This is a genomic window from Pectobacterium wasabiae CFBP 3304 (assembly GCF_001742185.1).
In the GTDB taxonomy this organism is placed as follows: Bacteria; Pseudomonadota; Gammaproteobacteria; order Enterobacterales; family Enterobacteriaceae; genus Pectobacterium; species Pectobacterium wasabiae.
The window spans coordinates 1,567,762-1,586,052 of sequence record NZ_CP015750.1 but is presented as its reverse complement, the minus strand read 5'-3'; the positions used below and the strand labels follow the sequence as shown (position 1 = coordinate 1,586,052).

General features: G+C 54.6%; 11 protein-coding genes. 5 read left to right on the top strand and 6 right to left on the bottom strand.

Translation table 11 applies throughout. From position 1 onward, the window contains the following. Positions 1-94: 94 nt before the first annotated feature. From bcsC to bcsR, 6 genes are all read right to left on the bottom strand, one after another. Positions 95-3,574, bottom strand: a complete 3,480-nt coding sequence (bcsC, locus tag A7983_RS07085; RefSeq protein ID WP_005976374.1) for a cellulose synthase complex outer membrane protein BcsC — start codon at positions 3,572-3,574, stop codon at positions 95-97. Continuing rightward, entirely contained in the window at positions 3,556-4,671 is a 1,116-nt protein-coding gene (gene bcsZ, locus A7983_RS07080) for a cellulose synthase complex periplasmic endoglucanase BcsZ (protein ID WP_005976376.1), read from the bottom strand. Before bcsZ ends, bcsC begins: the two co-directional genes overlap by 19 nt. 6 nt (positions 4,672-4,677) lie before the next feature. Then, positions 4,678-7,035, bottom strand: a complete 2,358-nt coding sequence (gene bcsB, locus A7983_RS07075) for a cellulose biosynthesis cyclic di-GMP-binding regulatory protein BcsB (protein WP_005976378.1) — start codon at positions 7,033-7,035, stop codon at positions 4,678-4,680. Between the two features lie 74 nt (positions 7,036-7,109). Continuing rightward, positions 7,110-9,800: a UDP-forming cellulose synthase catalytic subunit gene (bcsA, locus tag A7983_RS07070; RefSeq protein WP_005976380.1), complete on the bottom strand. Its 2,691-nt coding sequence runs from the start codon at positions 9,798-9,800 to the stop codon at positions 7,110-7,112. Beyond that, positions 9,797-10,534 carry a cellulose biosynthesis protein BcsQ gene (gene bcsQ / locus A7983_RS07065; protein WP_005976383.1) on the bottom strand — a complete coding sequence of 246 codons (738 nt, stop codon included), beginning with the start codon at positions 10,532-10,534 and terminating at the stop codon, positions 9,797-9,799. The genes bcsA and bcsQ overlap by 4 nt, the downstream gene beginning before the upstream one ends. A 2-nt stretch (positions 10,535-10,536) precedes the next feature. After that, positions 10,537-10,746, bottom strand: coding sequence for a cellulose biosynthesis protein BcsR (gene bcsR, locus A7983_RS07060; RefSeq protein ID WP_005976385.1), 210 nt, complete (start codon positions 10,744-10,746; stop codon positions 10,537-10,539). A 526-nt stretch (positions 10,747-11,272) separates the two neighbouring features. Here bcsR and bcsE point away from each other — a divergent pair. The 5 genes from bcsE (at position 11,273) to A7983_RS07035 (ending at position 17,952) form a co-directional block, all read left to right on the top strand. Continuing rightward, a complete protein-coding gene (bcsE, locus tag A7983_RS07055) occupies positions 11,273-12,847 on the top strand; it encodes a cellulose biosynthesis protein BcsE (protein ID WP_005976387.1) in 1,575 nt (524 codons plus the stop codon). After that, positions 12,847-13,050 (top strand): cellulose biosynthesis protein BcsF, encoded by a 204-nt coding sequence (bcsF, locus tag A7983_RS07050; protein ID WP_081503829.1) that lies wholly within the window; start codon positions 12,847-12,849, stop codon positions 13,048-13,050. Before bcsE ends, bcsF begins: the two co-directional genes overlap by 1 nt. 1 nt (position 13,051) lies before the next feature. Next, a complete protein-coding gene (gene bcsG, locus A7983_RS07045) occupies positions 13,052-14,713 on the top strand; it encodes a cellulose biosynthesis protein BcsG (protein ID WP_005976392.1) in 1,662 nt (553 codons plus the stop codon). Positions 14,714-15,160: 447 nt separating this feature from the next. Next, entirely contained in the window at positions 15,161-16,342 is a 1,182-nt protein-coding gene (locus tag A7983_RS07040; RefSeq protein WP_005976395.1) for a diguanylate cyclase domain-containing protein, read from the top strand. 317 nt (positions 16,343-16,659) lie between these two features. Continuing rightward, positions 16,660-17,952 (top strand): dicarboxylate/amino acid:cation symporter, encoded by a 1,293-nt coding sequence (locus A7983_RS07035; RefSeq protein WP_005976397.1) that lies wholly within the window; start codon positions 16,660-16,662, stop codon positions 17,950-17,952. Positions 17,953-18,291: the final 339 nt, after the last annotated feature.

Genomic DNA, 18,291 nt, shown 5'->3' with positions numbered 1-18,291 from the left:
GTTTCAATAAAATTTTTGAGATTATATCTTTTGTGATATTTATCATTGGGTTTCCGCGGTGATGGAAACCCTATAAAGTTTGAACTGGGAACGGTTACTTAAAGTCCGCATACGGCGTAAGCGGCTGCGGTGGGCTGTCGAGATCGCCTTGCCAGCCGGAGGCCGAGTAGCGCAGGTAGATAAGGCCGTGGCTTGGGGTGTAGTCTTTCGCCTGTTGAATGTCGATACCGACACCCAGCGTCCAGTGTGAGCTGAGACGGCGTTCGACGAGAGCACGCGCCGTGTAGCCGAAGCCGGAACTGCTGCTGCCCTGTTCAACGGTGTCTCTGTCGGTGAGTGCGGCGTTACCGAGCAGGCCGACAAGCGGGTAGCGGCGCTGGTCTTTGGTGGAGGAGCGTGACCACGACAGCGATCCGCCGAGTTCCCATGACCAGTTTTCTGTCCGCTGCCGATAGTTCACCGGCACGCCCAGCGAGAAGTATTGCTGTGGGCTGTAGTAGCCGCCCTGACCGAGTGAGTAGCCGCTTAAGTCTTTCTGGTGGCGCCACCACATGCTGTTCAGGCCGACCGTGACGCGTCGGTTATCTTCGTTAATCAGCTTGTAGTAGTAGCCCGCCATGGCGCGGGCGCGATCGTTATCGGCCACGTTTTTACCGGTAATCTGGTGGACGCTGAAATCACTCCAGACGCCGTGTGCTTCGCCTCGATCGTAGCTTAAACCAAGGCTGACGCCCGTTGCACGCACGCCACCCCAGGTAATGCCTGTGCCCGGATCTCTGGTGCCGCCGAATGCCAGTAATGAGCTGGAGATCGGGCGGCGCGAGGCGGTCGCCGTCCAGCCGATTTGCCGCCAGTCACCGCTGTAGCTTGCGCCACCGACGACATCGACCACGTCAAAGCCGAGTGGCGTGGTGCCGATATCCGCTGACCAGCGGTCGTTCTTCCAGCCTGCGGCAACGCTGGTGCCGGTGGCTTTCTGCGATTTGCCGTCGAAACAGTCCCGCGTGGCGCAGGTACCGAAGGTTTCCCGGTAGGCACCGGAACTGTCCGTCGAGAAGGAACCGGCGTTCATCTGTACGGTATCGGTGCGGAAGAAGGCACGGCCATCGTACAGTGGCATATCCACTTGCAACAGGGTGTTGTGGGCGCTCAGATCGGAAATCCCACCCGTGCCGCTCGAACTTGAGTAATCATGATCGAGGGTGACGGTAATATCCTGTTTGCGATAGAGGTCTGCGGCATCGGCACGGATGCTGCGTTGTAGCCAGTCATCGCCGCTGTTATTACGCGTCAACCGGGTATAGTCATCGTCGCTTTGCGGTAGCACGGGAGTCATGCCGCTGGCGACCATGGCCTGTTTATAGTCCTGCTGCGCCTGTTCAGGTTGCGATTGCTGTTGTTCAACGCGTGCCGCGTCGCGGTAGACCAATGCTTTGCCCTGACCGACTGGCTCTTTCTGCGCATCGATTTTTAGCTGACGGAAAAGTGCTGTCGATTTTTGCGGATTGCCCACCGCTTGCCAGGCGTTGGCGACGCGCCGCTGGCCGTTGAGTGTATCCGCCGCCTGCGCTGGGAGTTGGTTCAGACGCTGGCGCGCATCATCTTGCCGACCCTGCGCGATAAATGCGTCGATCTCACCCAGTTGTGCGTCAGGGTTTTGTGGTTCGCGTGTGCGGATGCGTTGATATTCCGTCAGTGCCGTCGTGTATTCCCCCCGCGCCAGCGCCCAGTCTGCCAATAGCAGATCGATACGTGTATCCGCCGGTTGCTGGCGCAGGAATGCAATGGCGGCGGATTCGTTACCCGCATCACGCATCGTTTCCGCTTTCGCCAGCGTGGTCTGAATCGTCAGGCGCTGAGATAAATCGCGCATGTCGGCGCTCCACTGCGCAGTAGGCAGCGTGTTCAGGTGAGCGAGTGCTTGCTCATCGCGATTGGTGGATGAGAGGTAAAGCGAGTAAACGTAGTTCTTCTCCGCATTAGCGGGGGGGACGGCAGTAGCACGCTGTACCGCGCTGTCGGCCTGCTGCATTTGCCCCAACTGGCGCAGCGTTTGGGCATAGCGATAGGCCAGCCAGACGTCGTTCGGATCCTGCTGGTTCGCCTGACGATACTTCTCTTCCGCCTGCGTCCACTGCTGCTGTTCCGCAAGCCGATCTGCCTGCTGCTTCAGGATATCGAGTTGTAGCGCAGTAAGCGTCTCCCGCATCGTGTTCTGCTGGCTGCGCGACAGGCTGTTGAGGTAAGTGAGTGCTTTCTCCGGCGATTGGCGTTGGTAAATACCGACCAGACCGCGCAAGGCGTTGTCATTGCCGGGTTCGAGGTGCAAAGCCTGCTGATAGAACTGCTGGGCGGCGGTATCATTTTTGCTGGCAACGGCGACATCGCCCAGACCAATCAGCGCATAGGCATTGGTGTTATCCATCTGGCGTGCCTGCTGATATTTCTGCTGCGCCAGCGGTAGGTTGTTGGCTTTCAGCGCGTTGTCACCTTCCGCAATGGTGGTCCAATATTGCGTGCTTTGAATGAGCCCTTCCCATTTGCTGCTGTTCAGGCGATTAACATCCGCCTGTAATGCTTTTTGGAACTGCGCCAGTGCTTTTACCCGATCGCCTGTGCGCAGGTAAACCAGACCCACTGCGCCGATCAGCTCAGGATCGTTTGGCGTGGCGGTCAGCGCCTTATTCAACTCGATAAGTGTGGCGTTATTGCCGCCGCCATTTTCAATCTGTGCCAGCGCGCGCAGTCGCCCTTGATAAACGGGATCGGCTAATATTCCCTGCTGGCGGCTGAGCTCTTTACGTGCAGTTTCTACCTGTTCGCCGTCAGTAAATACGGCCAGAAAGCGGTTGAGTTCCGTCACGCTCTGCGGTGTGACCGGCATCCGGCCGATAATTTCCAGCCATAGCGATGCTGCCTGCCCGCGCCCGACGGGATCGTTAGAAAGCTGTTTCAATAAAGGGTAGGCCTGCTCATTACGATCTTGGCTGAAAAGTAGACGTGACAGCACCATGCGCAGCGGGACGTTGTTAGGGTAAATGTGATCCAGCACCTCTAGTTGCTTAATGGCGACGGGTTCCTGATTGGGTAAACGCGAGATCAAACGCCAATACTCCACGGCAAGATCGAGCGTGGGTGGTTCGCCGTGAAAGAGCGCGTCGTACTGCACTTTGGCTTCCGCATAGCGCCCAGCGGTAGATAACAAGCGCGCCTGCTGTAATTGTTTACGCGGCTCTTCTTGCGTCAGCGCTAGCGTGATTGCTGACTGACGGTAGATTGCGGAATCGGGTGCCACAGTTTTCAGCTTTTCCAACTGCTGACGCGCCTGCGCCTGATCGCCTTGACGCAGCACCAGCCGTAATCTGGCCGCGATAACGTCGGGATTATCTGGATTGATTAGCTCCAGTCGATGGAGCGACTGACGCACGATATCGTCTTTGTTGCTGGCCTCTCCCAAACGCACCTGCTCCATCAGGAACTGCTCTGGTGATGCGGTTTCTGCACTGTAGGCCTGCGGTGCTGCAATCAGCAATAACGGGAGGAGGCGCAGCCAGTTTATGGTGTTGTTATGCATTGGCTGCCTCGGGACGGTAAAAGTTGGCCTTGTGACGTGAAGCGGTAGCGCTTCTCATCCCATCCCTGACCAAAGAGCGTCAGAGAAGCGGAGAAATAGGCATTGTCACCCGGTGGATTTGCGGCGAGCCGTTGTCGCTGGATGGTTAACGCATCCGGCTGACGGGATAGCATCGGGAGCAGCGAGGCGGAAAACCCTACCGATCCCTGCCCGGTGACGGCACCTGTTGCCGTGTCCGTTTTTTCAGGTGGCAGCCCTTGTTGGATCGTCTGTTGAATCATGGGCTGAAACTGTTTGATCAAGTCGGCTTTTCCTCTGCTGCTATCGGCCATCATCCCTACCCACAGATAGACGCGAATGGCGTCATAGCTGCCGATATTGGGTTTGGTGGTATCGGGTTGCCAGCCTTTGTCTTTTTGCCAGATGACCCAATCAGGTGAGAACCCTTTCGGCGCGGTTTCCAATAGCAGGCGCTGTGTGGTGCGCTGCATGTTCTTCCACGTTTCACCCAACGGAGCAAAGCGGGCCAGCAACTGTGGCGGCAGGTAGCTGGGATTCAAGCGCCAGCTCTCTTTCTCTACGAAACCGACTTTGCCGGGCAAGAGCATCATGCCCAGCCCCGGAATAGTCACGACCTCTTCCTTGGCAATACGTTTAAGCAGCGCGGTGCCCAGCGTGTTGTAGCGTGTATCTTTCCACAGTCGACCTGCTTCAAGCAGGTTATAGGCAATCCACAGATCGGCATCGGACGCGGAGTTAGGATCCAGTACCGTCCACCGTTTATCTTTGCTTTCTCCCCACAGCCAGGCGGGCAGGTTGGTCGCTAAATCGCCAGCGGACAGGTTGTTTTCTGTCCATTGCAGCAGCCGATCAAACATCTCTCGATCGTTGGCGACTAGCGCAAAGAACATGGCGTAGCTTTGCCCTTCGGACGTGGTGATCTTATTGGGTGTTGAGGTATCAATCACCCGTCCTTCCTCGCTGATGTAGTGCTGCTTGTACTGTTCCCAGGCGGGCCAGTCGCAGACGGCTGCGGCGGCAACGGAGACCCATAGCCACAGCAGCGTGGGGATCAGGTAGCGCAGCACACGTGGCATGATGCGTTAATCCCTTTCATCTGGTGACAGGCGACGGCGGCTGAAGAATTTCAGGCCACGCCACAGCAGCCAGGCAACAATGATGACGGTAAGCGTCGAGATGACGGCGAGCCAGATCGGATGCTGCGCCAATGCGTGCCAGATACGTTCCCACCACGGCAGATGGCCGACGTAATAAACGTCACCGACACGCAGATTATTGATGCCCGATTCGCGGATGACGGAAACGGAACCGAATAGCGACGTTCTTTTCTCGCTGTCGATCAGCGCGTTGTTGAGCAGGGTGTAGCCCTGTGGGCTATCGGCCAGCAGCGCAACAACGCTGCGCTGGTCGTGATAAGGAGACTGGAAGCCGATAATCGCCGACATGGCACCCGTACCGCTGACGGTGGTTTTACTGTCTGGCTTCGCGTCAGATTCGGGCGAGCCCATGTCTGGAATGGCGGTCTGGCGTGTTGGCTGCTTGATCCAGCTTTGCGTTTGCTCGACCAGCAGATTGATTTTGCCGTCGTCGTGCAGTTCAGGCGGGATAGCGCCGATCATCAAAATATCACTGTCCTGCTTGTCGATCTGTGTCCAGTCGTCGCTGAGCTGTACCGCCAACGCTGGGTAGCCGGTTTGTGCCCCAATGTTACCGATCGCGTTCAACATCGCGCTGACCTGAGCCGGCTGCGGCTGTTTGTTCACCAGCACCAGCGTTTGTGACAGGTCAGCCAGTCGGCTGAACGGGTAGCCAGCATTGGCAAAGGCACGCAGGTCTGGCATCGCCATAAAGTGACGATAGCCAGAGAAGTTAATGGTTGAGTTGCTATCGATAACGGCGTGGTTCACGACCGGTGTATAGGTTTCACAGCGGTCAGCGGTGCCGCTGGAGAGCAGCGTGGTGTAGTTGAAATCAAAGCGTAGTTGGTTGGTAGTACCCAGTTTCAACGCCGGGATGGTCAGGCTTTTGTTGGAATCCCATAATCCCTGTGTGAGCGGCAAGCGCATTAACAGGGAATTCTGGTCGTGCTCTGGTGCTAGCGAGAAAGCCTGCACGAATTGGTTGTTCAGATTGATGCTCAGACGCGAACCGTCCTGAACCTGCGGCGCGGTGTAGCGATATTTCAGGCGCATGTCGATGCCCTGACTGCGGATCAGAAACAGGTCAGGCGGCAAATTCAGGGTCAGTGAAATCGGCCGAGGCACAATGCCGTCGGTTTGTAGCTGCTCGTTATATTGCTGAAGCTCGGCGAAGGTCATCGGGCGGTCGGTGCGTACCCAGTTTGGCGCATCATACGGCTGGCGTGGGGCGAGCTGTTCTACCTTATCGATGGTGACGCTCTGCCCACGGAACAGTGTGCTCCCCTGGGCGATGCCCTGAACGGCGGTGAGCAACTCATTGTCATCACGCCCCTGAACCAACAGCAGCTTAACGTGAGGATTGTCGGGGTGGCTGATAATAGACACCGTCGGTCCGTTCACCGCAGGGGTATCGTGCAGGAAATCTGGACGCTTATCATTGGTGGCGAAAACAATGCCGTGGCGATCTGGCAACTGGTTGAAAAGAGCAGGGAAGGACTGCCCGCGCCATTGTACTTTGCTGCCAAACCAGGAGGCGAGCATGGCGGCGGCACGCTGCTGCACCAGATCCGGCTGGCCGGCAAAGACAATAGGCAGCGTTAATGGTCGGGTATCGCGGCTGTCGAAAAACGGTGCAGGGAACGGCGACAGGTCATCCTTCAGCGCCAGCTTCTGGAATTGCAGATTGAGTGCGCTGGCTTTGCTGACATCCAACCACAGGCTGGTGCTGGCCGGGTTTTCACAGATGTTTTGATAATGGCCGACAAACACCAGTTGCAGGCGGTTGAAGTCCGTGATGTAGCGCGGATCGATAGGGATACGGACGCGATTGGATTTACCCATCTGCTCTTTGCTAATGGTGGTGACGCCCATCAGCTCATCGTTCAGGTAAACCTTGATATGGGACTCGGTGGGGATCAGCGCCGGTGACGGCGTAAACTCAAGATCGAGCGAGGCTTGCGTCACGACTTCATCGCTGCGAACGCCGAACTCAATCTGTCCGTCGGGATTGATGCCGCGTAGCGCAAACGTGCCCGGTGCCGGTGCGATTTGCGCAAACGGCAGCACCGCGTTACGCACGGCGGCGTTATCCTGCGGTTGTGCCAGCGGGATCGCGGGCATGCTCGTGGTCGACACGCCAGTCGCAGGTGTGGCCGTTGCTGGCGTTGTGGTGGCAGCATGGGCGGGCGGCTGGGTGGTGCCTCCCGCCGTCGGTGTTTGTGCGTGTGGCACGGTGACAGCCTGAGATAATGAGCTGACGCCTAAAGCCAATGCGGTTAACCAGATTATTTTTTTCGTCATCGTGTCATCATCAATGTTAAGGGTCTTTCTCTTTGTCGGGAAAAAGACCGTTGGTCACGGCCTGTGAATGGCAATCAAGCCACTGTTTTTTCTGTAAACAGGTTCTCTTGTGCAAATCGTGTTTCATGGGTAGACGGCGTCTTACCCCGATGTACGGCCTTTTCCGGCTGCGCAGCGCCTGACTGGTCGGTTACGGTGCGTCTTCCTACATAGCGTGGGATGAATGACACTACCCATACCACGATGGTGAGGAAGGCCAGGATGATATTGCGTATGACGGGCGGCGCGTAATCTGCCAGTCGCAGGTAGCCGCGAAAGCCGAGTGCCAGTACATCAACCAAACTTTCGACGGGTCTATCCTGCGGAAAGCTGTCTTGCCAGAGTGCCCAGGTGTCGGCGCGTGCAAAAGTGCATTGAATGAAATCGATGTGTTGACGGATGGTCAGGTTGGCCATGCGCAAGCCAATTTTGTTGCCGAACGCGCGGGTGACGCTGAAAGGGAAGGCGTACTCCTGCTGACCGCGTTTTAATAACAGCGAGACGTTGTCCCCGACTTGGAGAATGCCTGATTCACGGGTTTCAACGCCGACACCACCATCGGAATAATCGCGCAGGACGCAGGGGAAAAGGTGGCCATCGGTGCGCAGAATGGCGGCAGACATCGACATCTCCACCCGGTGTGCCTGTCGCACCTGTTTGGCCTCTACCGCGACCGCGACGGCACCCCCTAAAATGGTCATGTTATACGCGACCCAGAGCAGGCTAATGAGCACGGTCATGATCTCTTCCGTCGGCCCGTCAATCAAACGCCAGATGCCATACACCACGCCAGCAATATTCAGCAGCACCAGCACCAGATAAGGTCGCGTAATCACCCAATCGACATGCTGTTCTTCAACCAGCCCACCTTTGGCTGTCACGTTGAATTTCCCTTTGTGAGGGTTAAACAGCGCTACGGTGGTCGGGCGGGCGATGTACCACGCCAACACGGTTTCATAGATCTCACTCCAGAACGAGTGACGGTAGCGCCCCTGAATACGCGAGTTGGTCAGGCTGGCATGCACCATGTGTGGCAGCACGTAGAGTGCGATTGCCAGCGCAGGGGCGAAAATGATGTAGGCGTGGAGCAGCAGAAACGCCAGCGGGGCGGTCAGGAAGATCAGCCGGGGAATACCGGATAGAAAGTGCATCATGGCGTTGGCGTAACACAGCCGTTGCCCCAGTTTCAGCCCTTTGCCTAACAGCGGGTTATCCAACCGGAAGATCTGCACCATGCCGCGTGCCCAGCGAATGCGTTGCCCGATGTGGGCCGACAGGCTCTCGGTCGCCAGTCCGGCTGCCTGTGGAATGCGGATATAGGCCGAGCTGTAACCACGGCGATGCAGACGCAGCGAGGTGTGGGCATCTTCCGTTACCGTTTCGACCGCGATGCCGCTAATCTCATCCAGCGGTTTCCGCCGTAGGATGGCGCAGGAGCCGCAGAAGAACGTAGCGTCCCACATGTCGTTACCGTCCTGAACCAGACCGTAGAACAGCGTACCCTCATTGGGTGTGCGGCGGAAGCGCCCCAGATTGCGTTCGAACGGGTCGGGTGAGAAGAAATGGTGCGGCGTCTGTAGCATCGCCAGCTTTTTGTCTTTAAAAAACCATCCCATGGTTAATTGCAGAAAGGAGCGGGTGGGGACATGGTCGCAGTCGAAAATGGCGACGAACTCGCCTTTCGCCTGCTTCAGAGCATTGTTGATGTTACCGGCTTTGGCATGTTCGTGCGTGACGCGGGCGATGTAATGGACGCCGACCTCCTCCGCGAAGGCTTTAAATTCGGCGCGACCGCCGTCATCCAGAATATAGATGTTGAGTTTATCTTTAGGCCAATCGATGCCCAATGCGGCATACACCGTCGGTTTCACCACGCTCAACGGTTCATTGTAGGTTGGGATCATCAGATCGACGGCTGGCCACGTTGTGCTGTCTTCCGGCAGCGAAACGGGATGACGGTTGAGCGGCCAAATCGTCTGGAAATAGCCCAGAACCAACACCACCCAGGCGTAGGTTTCCGCTGCCAGCAGCAACAGTCCGCATACTAGGCTGACGGGATCGTCCCAGTTTAGGGTTTCGGTATAGCGCCACCACAGGTAACGACACGAAACCGTGAAAGAGAGCGCGATCATCATGAGCGTCGGCATGCGTCCCGGCATGTTGCGAACGAGCATGGCAATGCCCCACAGCAGCGTCATGAAAATAAACTGTGATAGCAAATCAAACGGCTGCGTGATGCACAGAAACGCCAGTGCCGCACACAGCAGACTCAGTGCCACCGTGACCAGCCTTTGTACGCGGTTCATCCGCGTGGTGCCTGATTCACTGTCGTCAGTATTCGCGTGGCTAAAGCGGGTAAATAGCGTTTGCTGTGCGTTCATGTAGCGCTGCCGCCAGCGCGGTAGCGCGGAGAAGTAATTACGCCGTGATGTGGGTAACTGGCCGTTTTTGATGGTCAGCAGCCAAATACTCTGTGTCAGATAGCGAAGCACATCGGCTGGACGCGGGCGCTGAGGCGAAATATGCGGGAACCAATAGGTCCGCTGTGCGCGAATTTGTTGCCAGCCGTCAGACTCCAGCCGCAGGAAGATCCAGCCGAGTATTGCAAACAGCGTAGCGAAAAAGGCCGCAAAGGCGGGGGCACCCTGCTGACGATAGCCGCGATAGCGCTGCTGTATCGCCTGTCTGGCGGGCGGAACGAGGAATACGCGCAGGATGCCACTCATACGCCGTTTTCCTTGACGTGAATCAGGCACCAGTTTGCCAGCGTCATGATCTCTTCCGCTGCCACACTGTCCGGGCGGCATTCGCCCAGCGGTTGTTTCAGCATCAGTGATTCTGACAACGCTTCGTCACGGTGTACTACCAGCGGCAGCAGGTGTGACAGCGTGTGCAGCCAGAGTTGGTGCAAATCCTGCTGGAGTGTACTGAGGGTAGAAAACTGATTAACCAGAAAATGGCACTGACGTGGTAACGCCTGTTGATGTAACCGTGAATGGCAGTTGGCATCGGCCACCACCACCTGAAAAACGGTGTTTGCGGTAGCTAACGCCTGGCGCGCGAGCGGGCTATTGTCTGCCGGCACGTCGATCAGCACCCAACGGTGGCGACCTGCCGCGCTGAGTTGCGTTAGATTGTTTTGCCAGAGTGCGGAGTGCTGGTGGTAATGCTGTTGCAGCGTGGCGACTTCCTGCATGCTCAGGCGACCAAATGGCAGAAAATCCAGACCGGGGAGATACTGCATGGCACCGGTTTGCCACGATGCGCCGTCAGCTTCCGCCCGTGCCCAACCGCGACGCTGCTCAAACGGCATATTAAAGTTAATGCGTAGCAAATTGTCTGGCGAAAAATCAATCACCAGCGCAGATTCGCCCAACCGTTGGAAAGCCCACCCCAATGCGGCGGTTATCGAGGTGGTTCCTACACCTCCGCGGATTCCTTGCAATGCAATAACGGGCATTGTCAGTTGCTCCCAGCCGGTTCTTTTAATTCATCCAGCAGCGGCCAGCGAGCCATCATTTGGCTCAGACGCGCCTGACGGGAAATATCGATATAGTTTATTTCAGGCAAAGAAAAAGCCTGACTGAGGACCCGGAGATCGTCATCGGCTCTTGCATTTTCGGTTAAATCGGCGCGTGCGCTGGTATCTATACGAGTCGGTTCGTTATTCATCCCATGCCTCTGAAATAGGCTATCCATTATCATTGAGAACGATAAAGGGAAACATCTGAATGGCAGATGTAGTGGTTCTTTTACTGCGCCCACACCAGATAGTCTGGCAGATAAAGGCTTACGCCTTTGCTGTCTTTAATAAAATAGTCGTGCAGGCCAATTAACTATAGCAACGAATTGCTGATTGCAATGTGGGCAGATAAAAATAGTAATGAACCCTTTATACCCGTAATACTTCAAGTTGCATGTGCGTTGGCTACGTTTACTCACCCGAATCACTGACTTGTGTAAGCTCATCGGGATGAAATGAGAGACATCCTGTCTCTCACCGGAGGCCAGCCGTTGGCTGGTCAAATTCGTTTCCGACGAATTTGTCCCTCTCTTGCCGCCTTCCTGAAACTCGAATTATTTGGGGTGTATTAAGGGGGCGGAATAATTAATGGCGGGACGTTGTGATCCTCCAAGGGGCTGCTAGAGTTTATTTTGATTGGTTGGTTGCCGCCATTAACGGAAAAGAAATCAGTCTATGAAGCAGAACTTTTCATTAGGTATCCGTCACCTTTGGGATGAACTGGCTACGCTCCAGTTGGCGGGATTTTATTGGGTGAATATTGATCGACAGGTTGATGCCGCATTATTTTGCCAACAAATTATGCACAACCAAAATAACGACGCGAGAGTGGCGTTAATCGGCTGCGGGGAACGGTCTGACGCGCTGTTGACAACATTATTTAATACCGAAATAAAACAGTTATCTTGCTATATATTGCCGGAAAATAAAGCTGCGTTGCTGAATTTAACTGACGACTTGATGCGCGCATTACGTCCGAAACATCGCCTGTTAGTGCTGTATGCGCCCGCCAGTCTGTGGCGAGATATTTCACCGGAAAGATTACAACGTTGGGTGGATGACACGGCCGTATGGTTACATCAGCGCCAGTGTACGCTGGTGGTTCTCAGCCATAGCAGCGGCGTAACCCGGCTGAGGAATATGCTGATCTCCCAACATCGCGGGCTTTACGGTTTGGCCAGCCTGCAATGGCAACAGGATCGTGCACAGTATCTGGTGTCATGGTGGGCAACGGAAAGAGGCGTGCGGGCGAATAAGGTACAAATGCTGCAACCCGATAATGATGGCTGGCAAATGCTGACGGAAGAGGAGCCCGTCCTCACGCCGTCTCTGAATGACGATGGGCTTTTTCTGATGGAGAAGAGCGTGATGGAAGGGGCTCCCGCGCTATCAGAAAACTGGCAGCTACTGGATGACAACGCCATTTTGGTACAAACCGGCATGCTGACGAATGCGGCTACCCTCGTTTTTGCACTCAATCAGACTATTCAGGTCGATACCCTCGTCAAACAGGTTCATAGCCTGCGGCGGCAGCGTGGCGAATTGCTGAAGATTGTGGTGCGGGAAATGAAGCCCTGCCTGCGTGCCAGCGATGAGCGTCTATTATTGGCGTGTGGCGCAAATCTTATTGTCTCCCATTCAGAGCCACTATCTCGCTTCCTGACGCGGATTGAAAGTGTGCAAGGGCAGCGCTTTACTAAACATGTTCCTGTCGATGTCGAGGTGCTGCTGACCACCATGCGGCCGCTACAGATTAAGGGCTACCAGCCGCCTGAGACCTTTCGGCAGTCTGTGCAGATGTTGATTGATAGTACGTTGATGCCAGAAGGCAGCAAAGGCGTGCTGGTGGCATTGCGCCCGGTGCCGGGGGTGCGCGCGGCACAGGCGCTGACGCTGTGCACGCTGCGACGTTTTGGCGATGTCGTCACGATCGCGCAGGGTCGTCTGTTTTTATTCCTGTCTAATTGTCGTCTGAATGAATTGGATATCGCGTTGAAATCTATCTTCCGTCTGCCGGTAGATGAAGTGTTCAGTAATCGGATTGTGTGGTCACAAGACTTACAGATTGTAGCGGAAATCAAATCGTTGATGCAGGACAGCACGTCCGGACAGGAACAACAGATTAATGATTATGTCCAACTGCAGCAGACCGAATCTGTACCGCGCCGCCAGACGCCGCGGCGTGAGCCTATTGCTATTGATTTACTGTCGCCCGATTTACCGGCCCGTGTACCGGGAGAACTATCATGATGAATCTGATTGATATCGTTCAACTGGTGCTATTAAGCGCGGTTGTCTTCTTTACGCTTGGCTATCTGGCGCACCGAGTGATCCCCCACTGGCTTCGGTATTGGAAAAACAGGCTATTGTCGCCACGCTACCTGAAGCCAGCAAGTGTCTGGATGCGTAGCCCTTCTTCAACCAAGCCGACTTCAGCAGAGACTAAAAAATAAAATGGACGAAAAAACACGTAGGCAACAACAGGACTCGCAAAAACAGCAACATATATGGCGCTACTGGCGTGGCCTCGGTGCCTGGAATCTGTATTTTTTGCTGAAGTTTGCCCTGTTATGGTTTGGGTACCTGAATTTTCATCCACTGCTTAATCTGGTGTTTCTGGCGTTTTTGCTGCTCCCGATCCCCAATGTCACACTGCATCGCTGGCGTCATATTATTGCCATTCCGCTCGGTATCGGGCTGTTTTACCACGACACCTGGCTGCCGGGCATCAACAGTATTCTCAGCCAGGGGACACAGGTTGTTGGCTTTAGCGCCGCCTATTTGCTTGAGCTGTTAAATCGCTTCATTAACTGGCAAATGGTCGGGGCGGCGGTGGTTATTACCGTGGCCTACCTGTTCTTCGCGCAGTGGATTCGTATTACGGTGTTTACCGTGGCGGCGCTGGCATGGCTAAACGTTGTCAATCTGGCGGGGCCTGCCGTTTCGCTGATGCCCGCGGTAGCGACGACGCCAACCCCCTCGGCAGCGGCTTCCCCAACGGGCGGAGGAACCGCGCTGCCCGAGGCCACCTTACCGCCAACGAACGCGAACCTTACGGCTTATCTGAACCAGTTTTATACGCGAGAAAAAGCGCGGACCACGGCGTTTCCTACCACGCTGCCGCAGGATGCGCAGCCTTTTGATATCCTGATTATCAATATCTGTTCGCTGGCATGGTCGGATATAGAGGTGGCGCAGTTGGATAATCATCCGCTGTGGAAGAAATTCGATATCCTGTTCCGGCAGTTTAACTCCGCTACCGCGTATAGCGGACCAGCGTCAATTCGCCTGCTGCGGGCAAGCTGTGGTCAACAGTCTCACACCGATTTGTACCAGCCGGTGAACCAGCAGTGCTTCCTGTTCAGTAATTTGGTGAAGCTGGGTTTTGAAGAGCAACTGATGCTCGATCATTCCGGCATCTTCGGGAATTACCTGCGCGAGGTGCGTGAAGAGGGTGACATCCAGATTCCGATGCTGTCGCAGGAGGGCATCAGCCACCAGATTACCTCATTCGACGGCGAACCGATTTATAACGATTTGGAGCTGTTAAATCGTTGGCTGGGCGAGCGAGATAAAGCGACGACGACGCGTAATGCAACGTTCTTTAACCTGATTCCGCTGCATGACGGTAACCGCTTTGTAGGCACCAACCAGTCGGCTGACTATGCGCCACGTGCAAAGATTCTGTTTGACCAACTGGATGCTTTTTTTGACGTGTTGCAGAAATCTGGTCGCAAAGTCATGGTGGTGGTAGTACCGGAGCACGGCGCAGCGCTGGCTGGCGATAAGATGCAAATGTCCGGGCTGCGCGATATCCCCAGCCCGAGCATTACGCATATTCCTGTCGGCGTGAAACTGTTTGGTTTGCAGGCACCGCATCAGGGCAATGCGCTTGAGGTGACGTCACCGAGCAGTTATCTGGCGATTTCGGAGCTGGTTGCACGCATGGTGGACGGTAAAGTGTTCACCGCGCCTTCTGTGGATTGGCAAACGCTGGCGAGCACACTGCCGCAAACGGAAGCGATCTCGGAGAATGAGAACGCGATCGTGATGCAATATCAGGGAAAACCCTACATTCGTCTGAACGGTGGAGACTGGGTGCCATATCCGCAATAGTGTAACCATCATAACGTAATGTCAGTGGTTCAAGCATCGAGATACACGGGAAAACACAGTGGTGGGGCACGCCCCTGTGTTTCCCCTAAAAACGGGCTTAAGTGAGCAGTATTAGCCCGTCATCGCACGTCTTATCGGGTAGCGGCGACGCTGCCGCTGCCCGCCTTTCTTCATCGCTTGTTATCTTCACTCTGTCCCTGAATAGCCGCGCTGGCTTATGCAGGGGATATCCCCTATTCTGAGGCCGCGTTACGGGAGCCTAAGATTAAGATGAAATCCCCTGAGTACCAGCAGAAAACCGCGTTGAGGCGGTGACAAGCTGACTTATACTATTTGTAGCGTGTTACTGCGTGTGGCGGTGCGTTTTTCGCGCGGCGTGTTGCCCGTCTATTTTTATTTAGCGGGATAGGTATTCAGGTCTGCATAACAGGTTGACGGAGAAAGCGCTTGCGGCTCAGACGTTCATTAACGATTAAACAGATGACAGCCGTGTCTGCCGTGGCACTGGTAACGATCAGCCTGTTTATCGTCATACAGCTTTTTCACTTCGTTCATCAGCGCCGTGAAGATTATGCCAAGCAGTTGGAGAGCATTGCGTATTCCGTGCGTCAACCGCTGACGGATGCGGTGTTACAAGGTGAAGTGCAACGTGCAGGCAATATTCTGGATAGCTTGCTGCCGGTTGCCTTTCTTAGCCGGGCAGATGTATTGCTGCCTGATGATTTCCAGACGTTACACGCTAATTTCCCGAAAGAACGCCCGGTGCCGGACTGGATCGCGCGGGTCTTTAAGCTGCCGATCCGTATCTCTATTCCACTCTATTCGCCGCCGCAGACGCAATATTCGGCACCGCTGGCGCACCTGGTCTTGCAGGCGGATTCCTATCGGATGTATCAATTTATCGTCAGCACCTTTTCAACCATGTTGGCGACGTATCTGCTGCTGGCATTGATTATGTCGATCGCCATTACCTGGTGTATTAACCGCTTACTGATACACCCGCTGCGTGGGATTATTGTCGAGTTACAGAATCTACCGCCGGATGCGGTGCTCCACCGCCCGCTTACGCTGCCGCCCTGGCATCAGGATGATGAACTGGGCGCGCTGGTGCGCAGCTACAATCGTAATCAACAGTTGCTGGAGCAGTCTCTCTCTGCCGGAACTGAAAGCGTGGGGCTACCGGACAACGCGCATTTTATACGACGCCTTGAACAGCGTCTGGCGGACGCTACCCCGTTTAGCCTGCTCGTTTTTGGGCTTGATTCCTCGGCCAGTCAGGGCGATATGGCTGTGTTGACCAAGCAACTCCAAACGGTGATAGAAGAACAAAATGGGGCAGGGAGCATATATCTGGCGCGCCTCGATGGTGACGAGTTCGCTATCATCGGGAAAACACTGGAATCCGCCGGACGGGAGCAAGAGTGGGCGCAAAACGTGATGCTGGCGATTAATTCCCCCTTCTTACCTACGGGCTCCCAGCCTGTGCGGGCTGTCAGCACGGGTATCCTGACGATTACCGACCCTCGACCAGAGGAGGCGGCGCTGCTTTTGTCACAGGCGCGCTTTGCCATGCAACTGGCGCGGCGTGATAAAAAATGCGGTATTCATCTCCTCATCGCGTCTTCCTGAGTATCAATAGGTAACGAAAATGTTATTTTTCATGGCGGCGTTTCCTGACAAGCACTTTCCCCGTGTGTCGGGGGTTTGACGGCTTTTATGGGGTTTTATCTGCCGAAAAAATGTGCATCTGTTACAAGTAAATTGCACTAATGTTTCTTTATGACTCTTGCTGACGTGATTCAGCTCTTGTTTTAACCTATTGTTCACAAACTAAACTTATAAAACATTCTCAGCTTGTTATTGCAATGTTACTTTCCGGCGCAATCACAGGCGGCATTTTCGTACCCTATTTCCCTCCTGTGTTTTCCCCACCATAGGACGTATGTATGAAAACATCTATTTTTAAAAGTCTTTATTTTCAGGTTCTTGCCGCCATTACGATAGGGATCCTGCTGGGGCATTTCTACCCCCAGCTTGGCGAGCAAATGAAGCCGCTGGGCGATGGGTTTGTTAAATTAATTAAAATGATTATTGCGCCGGTTATCTTCTGTACGGTAGTCACCGGTATCGCAGGCATGGAAAGTATGAAGTCGGTCGGTCGTACTGGTGCGGCCGCGCTGCTGTATTTTGAAATTGTGAGTACGATTGCGCTGATTATCGGCCTGATCGTGGTTAACGTTGTGCAACCTGGCGTGGGCATGAACATCGACCCAAGCTCGCTCGATGCGTCTGCGGTGGCGGTTTATACCCAGCAGGCTTCGCAACAGGGTCTGATTCCGTTCCTGATGGATGTGATACCAGCGAGTGTGGTCGGTGCGTTTGCCAGCGGTAATATCTTGCAGGTTCTGCTGTTTGCTGTGATGTTCGGCTTTGCGCTGCACCGCCTGGGGCCAAAGGGCAAAGTGATTTTTGATGTAATCGACAGCTTCTCCAAGGTCATTTTCGGCGTCATTAACATGATCATGAAATTGGCTCCTCTGGGTGCGTTCGGTGCCATGGCCTTCACCATCGGTAAATATGGTGTCGGTACGCTGGTGCAGTTGGGACAACTGATCCTCTGCTTCTACCTCACCTGCGTTCTGTTTGTATTTCTGGTGTTGGGCAGTATTGCGAAAGCAACGGGCTTCAGTATCTTCAAATTCATTCGCTACATCCGTGAAGAACTGCTGATCGTACTGGGTACATCCTCTTCTGAATCCGTGCTGCCACGTATGCTGGAGAAGATGGAGAAGGTGGGTTGTAAAAAATCCGTCGTCGGTCTGGTCATTCCTACTGGCTACTCGTTCAACCTTGATGGCACCTCCATCTATCTGACGATGGCGGCGGTGTTTATCGCTCAGGCAACCAACAGCCACATGGATATCTGGCATCAGATTACGCTGCTGGTGGTGCTGCTGCTGTCCTCTAAAGGCGCAGCAGGCGTGACGGGAAGTGGATTTATCGTGCTGGCAGCAACGCTGTCTGCCGTGGGCCACCTGCCTGTTGCCGGTCTGGCGTTGATTCTGGGTATTGACCGTTTCATGTCAGAAGCCCGTGCGCTGACCAACCTGATTGGTAACGGTGTTGCGACTATCGTGGTAGCCAAATACTGCCGCGAGCTGGATGAGAAGACGCTGGACGCTGAGCTGTCTGGTAACAAGAAGAGCGATAACGCGGCCACGCCGACGGCGCAGTCGTAATTCCAATTCGGTTTTCTAAATCAGTTCCCCGCGGTGTTAACGATCCGTGGGGAATTTTTTTGTTTGTAAATTTTTTGCCTGTAAACAAATCCAGCCAAACCGTTTCTCCCTCTCTTCTTACCCGCCGAAAAACGTAAAAATATTGTTAAATATGACTATTTTTATCTTTTTTGCAGATTATTTCGCCTCCTGAAGTGACATAGACAAAAGCGCGCTGTCCAAGGGAATGGTACACTTCGCGTCTTCAATTTTTTCCGTGATATATCCACGAGAGTGTGCGGTGGCAGACGCAAGGCCACCATAATGATCAACAATAACCACATTTATATGTTGGATAGC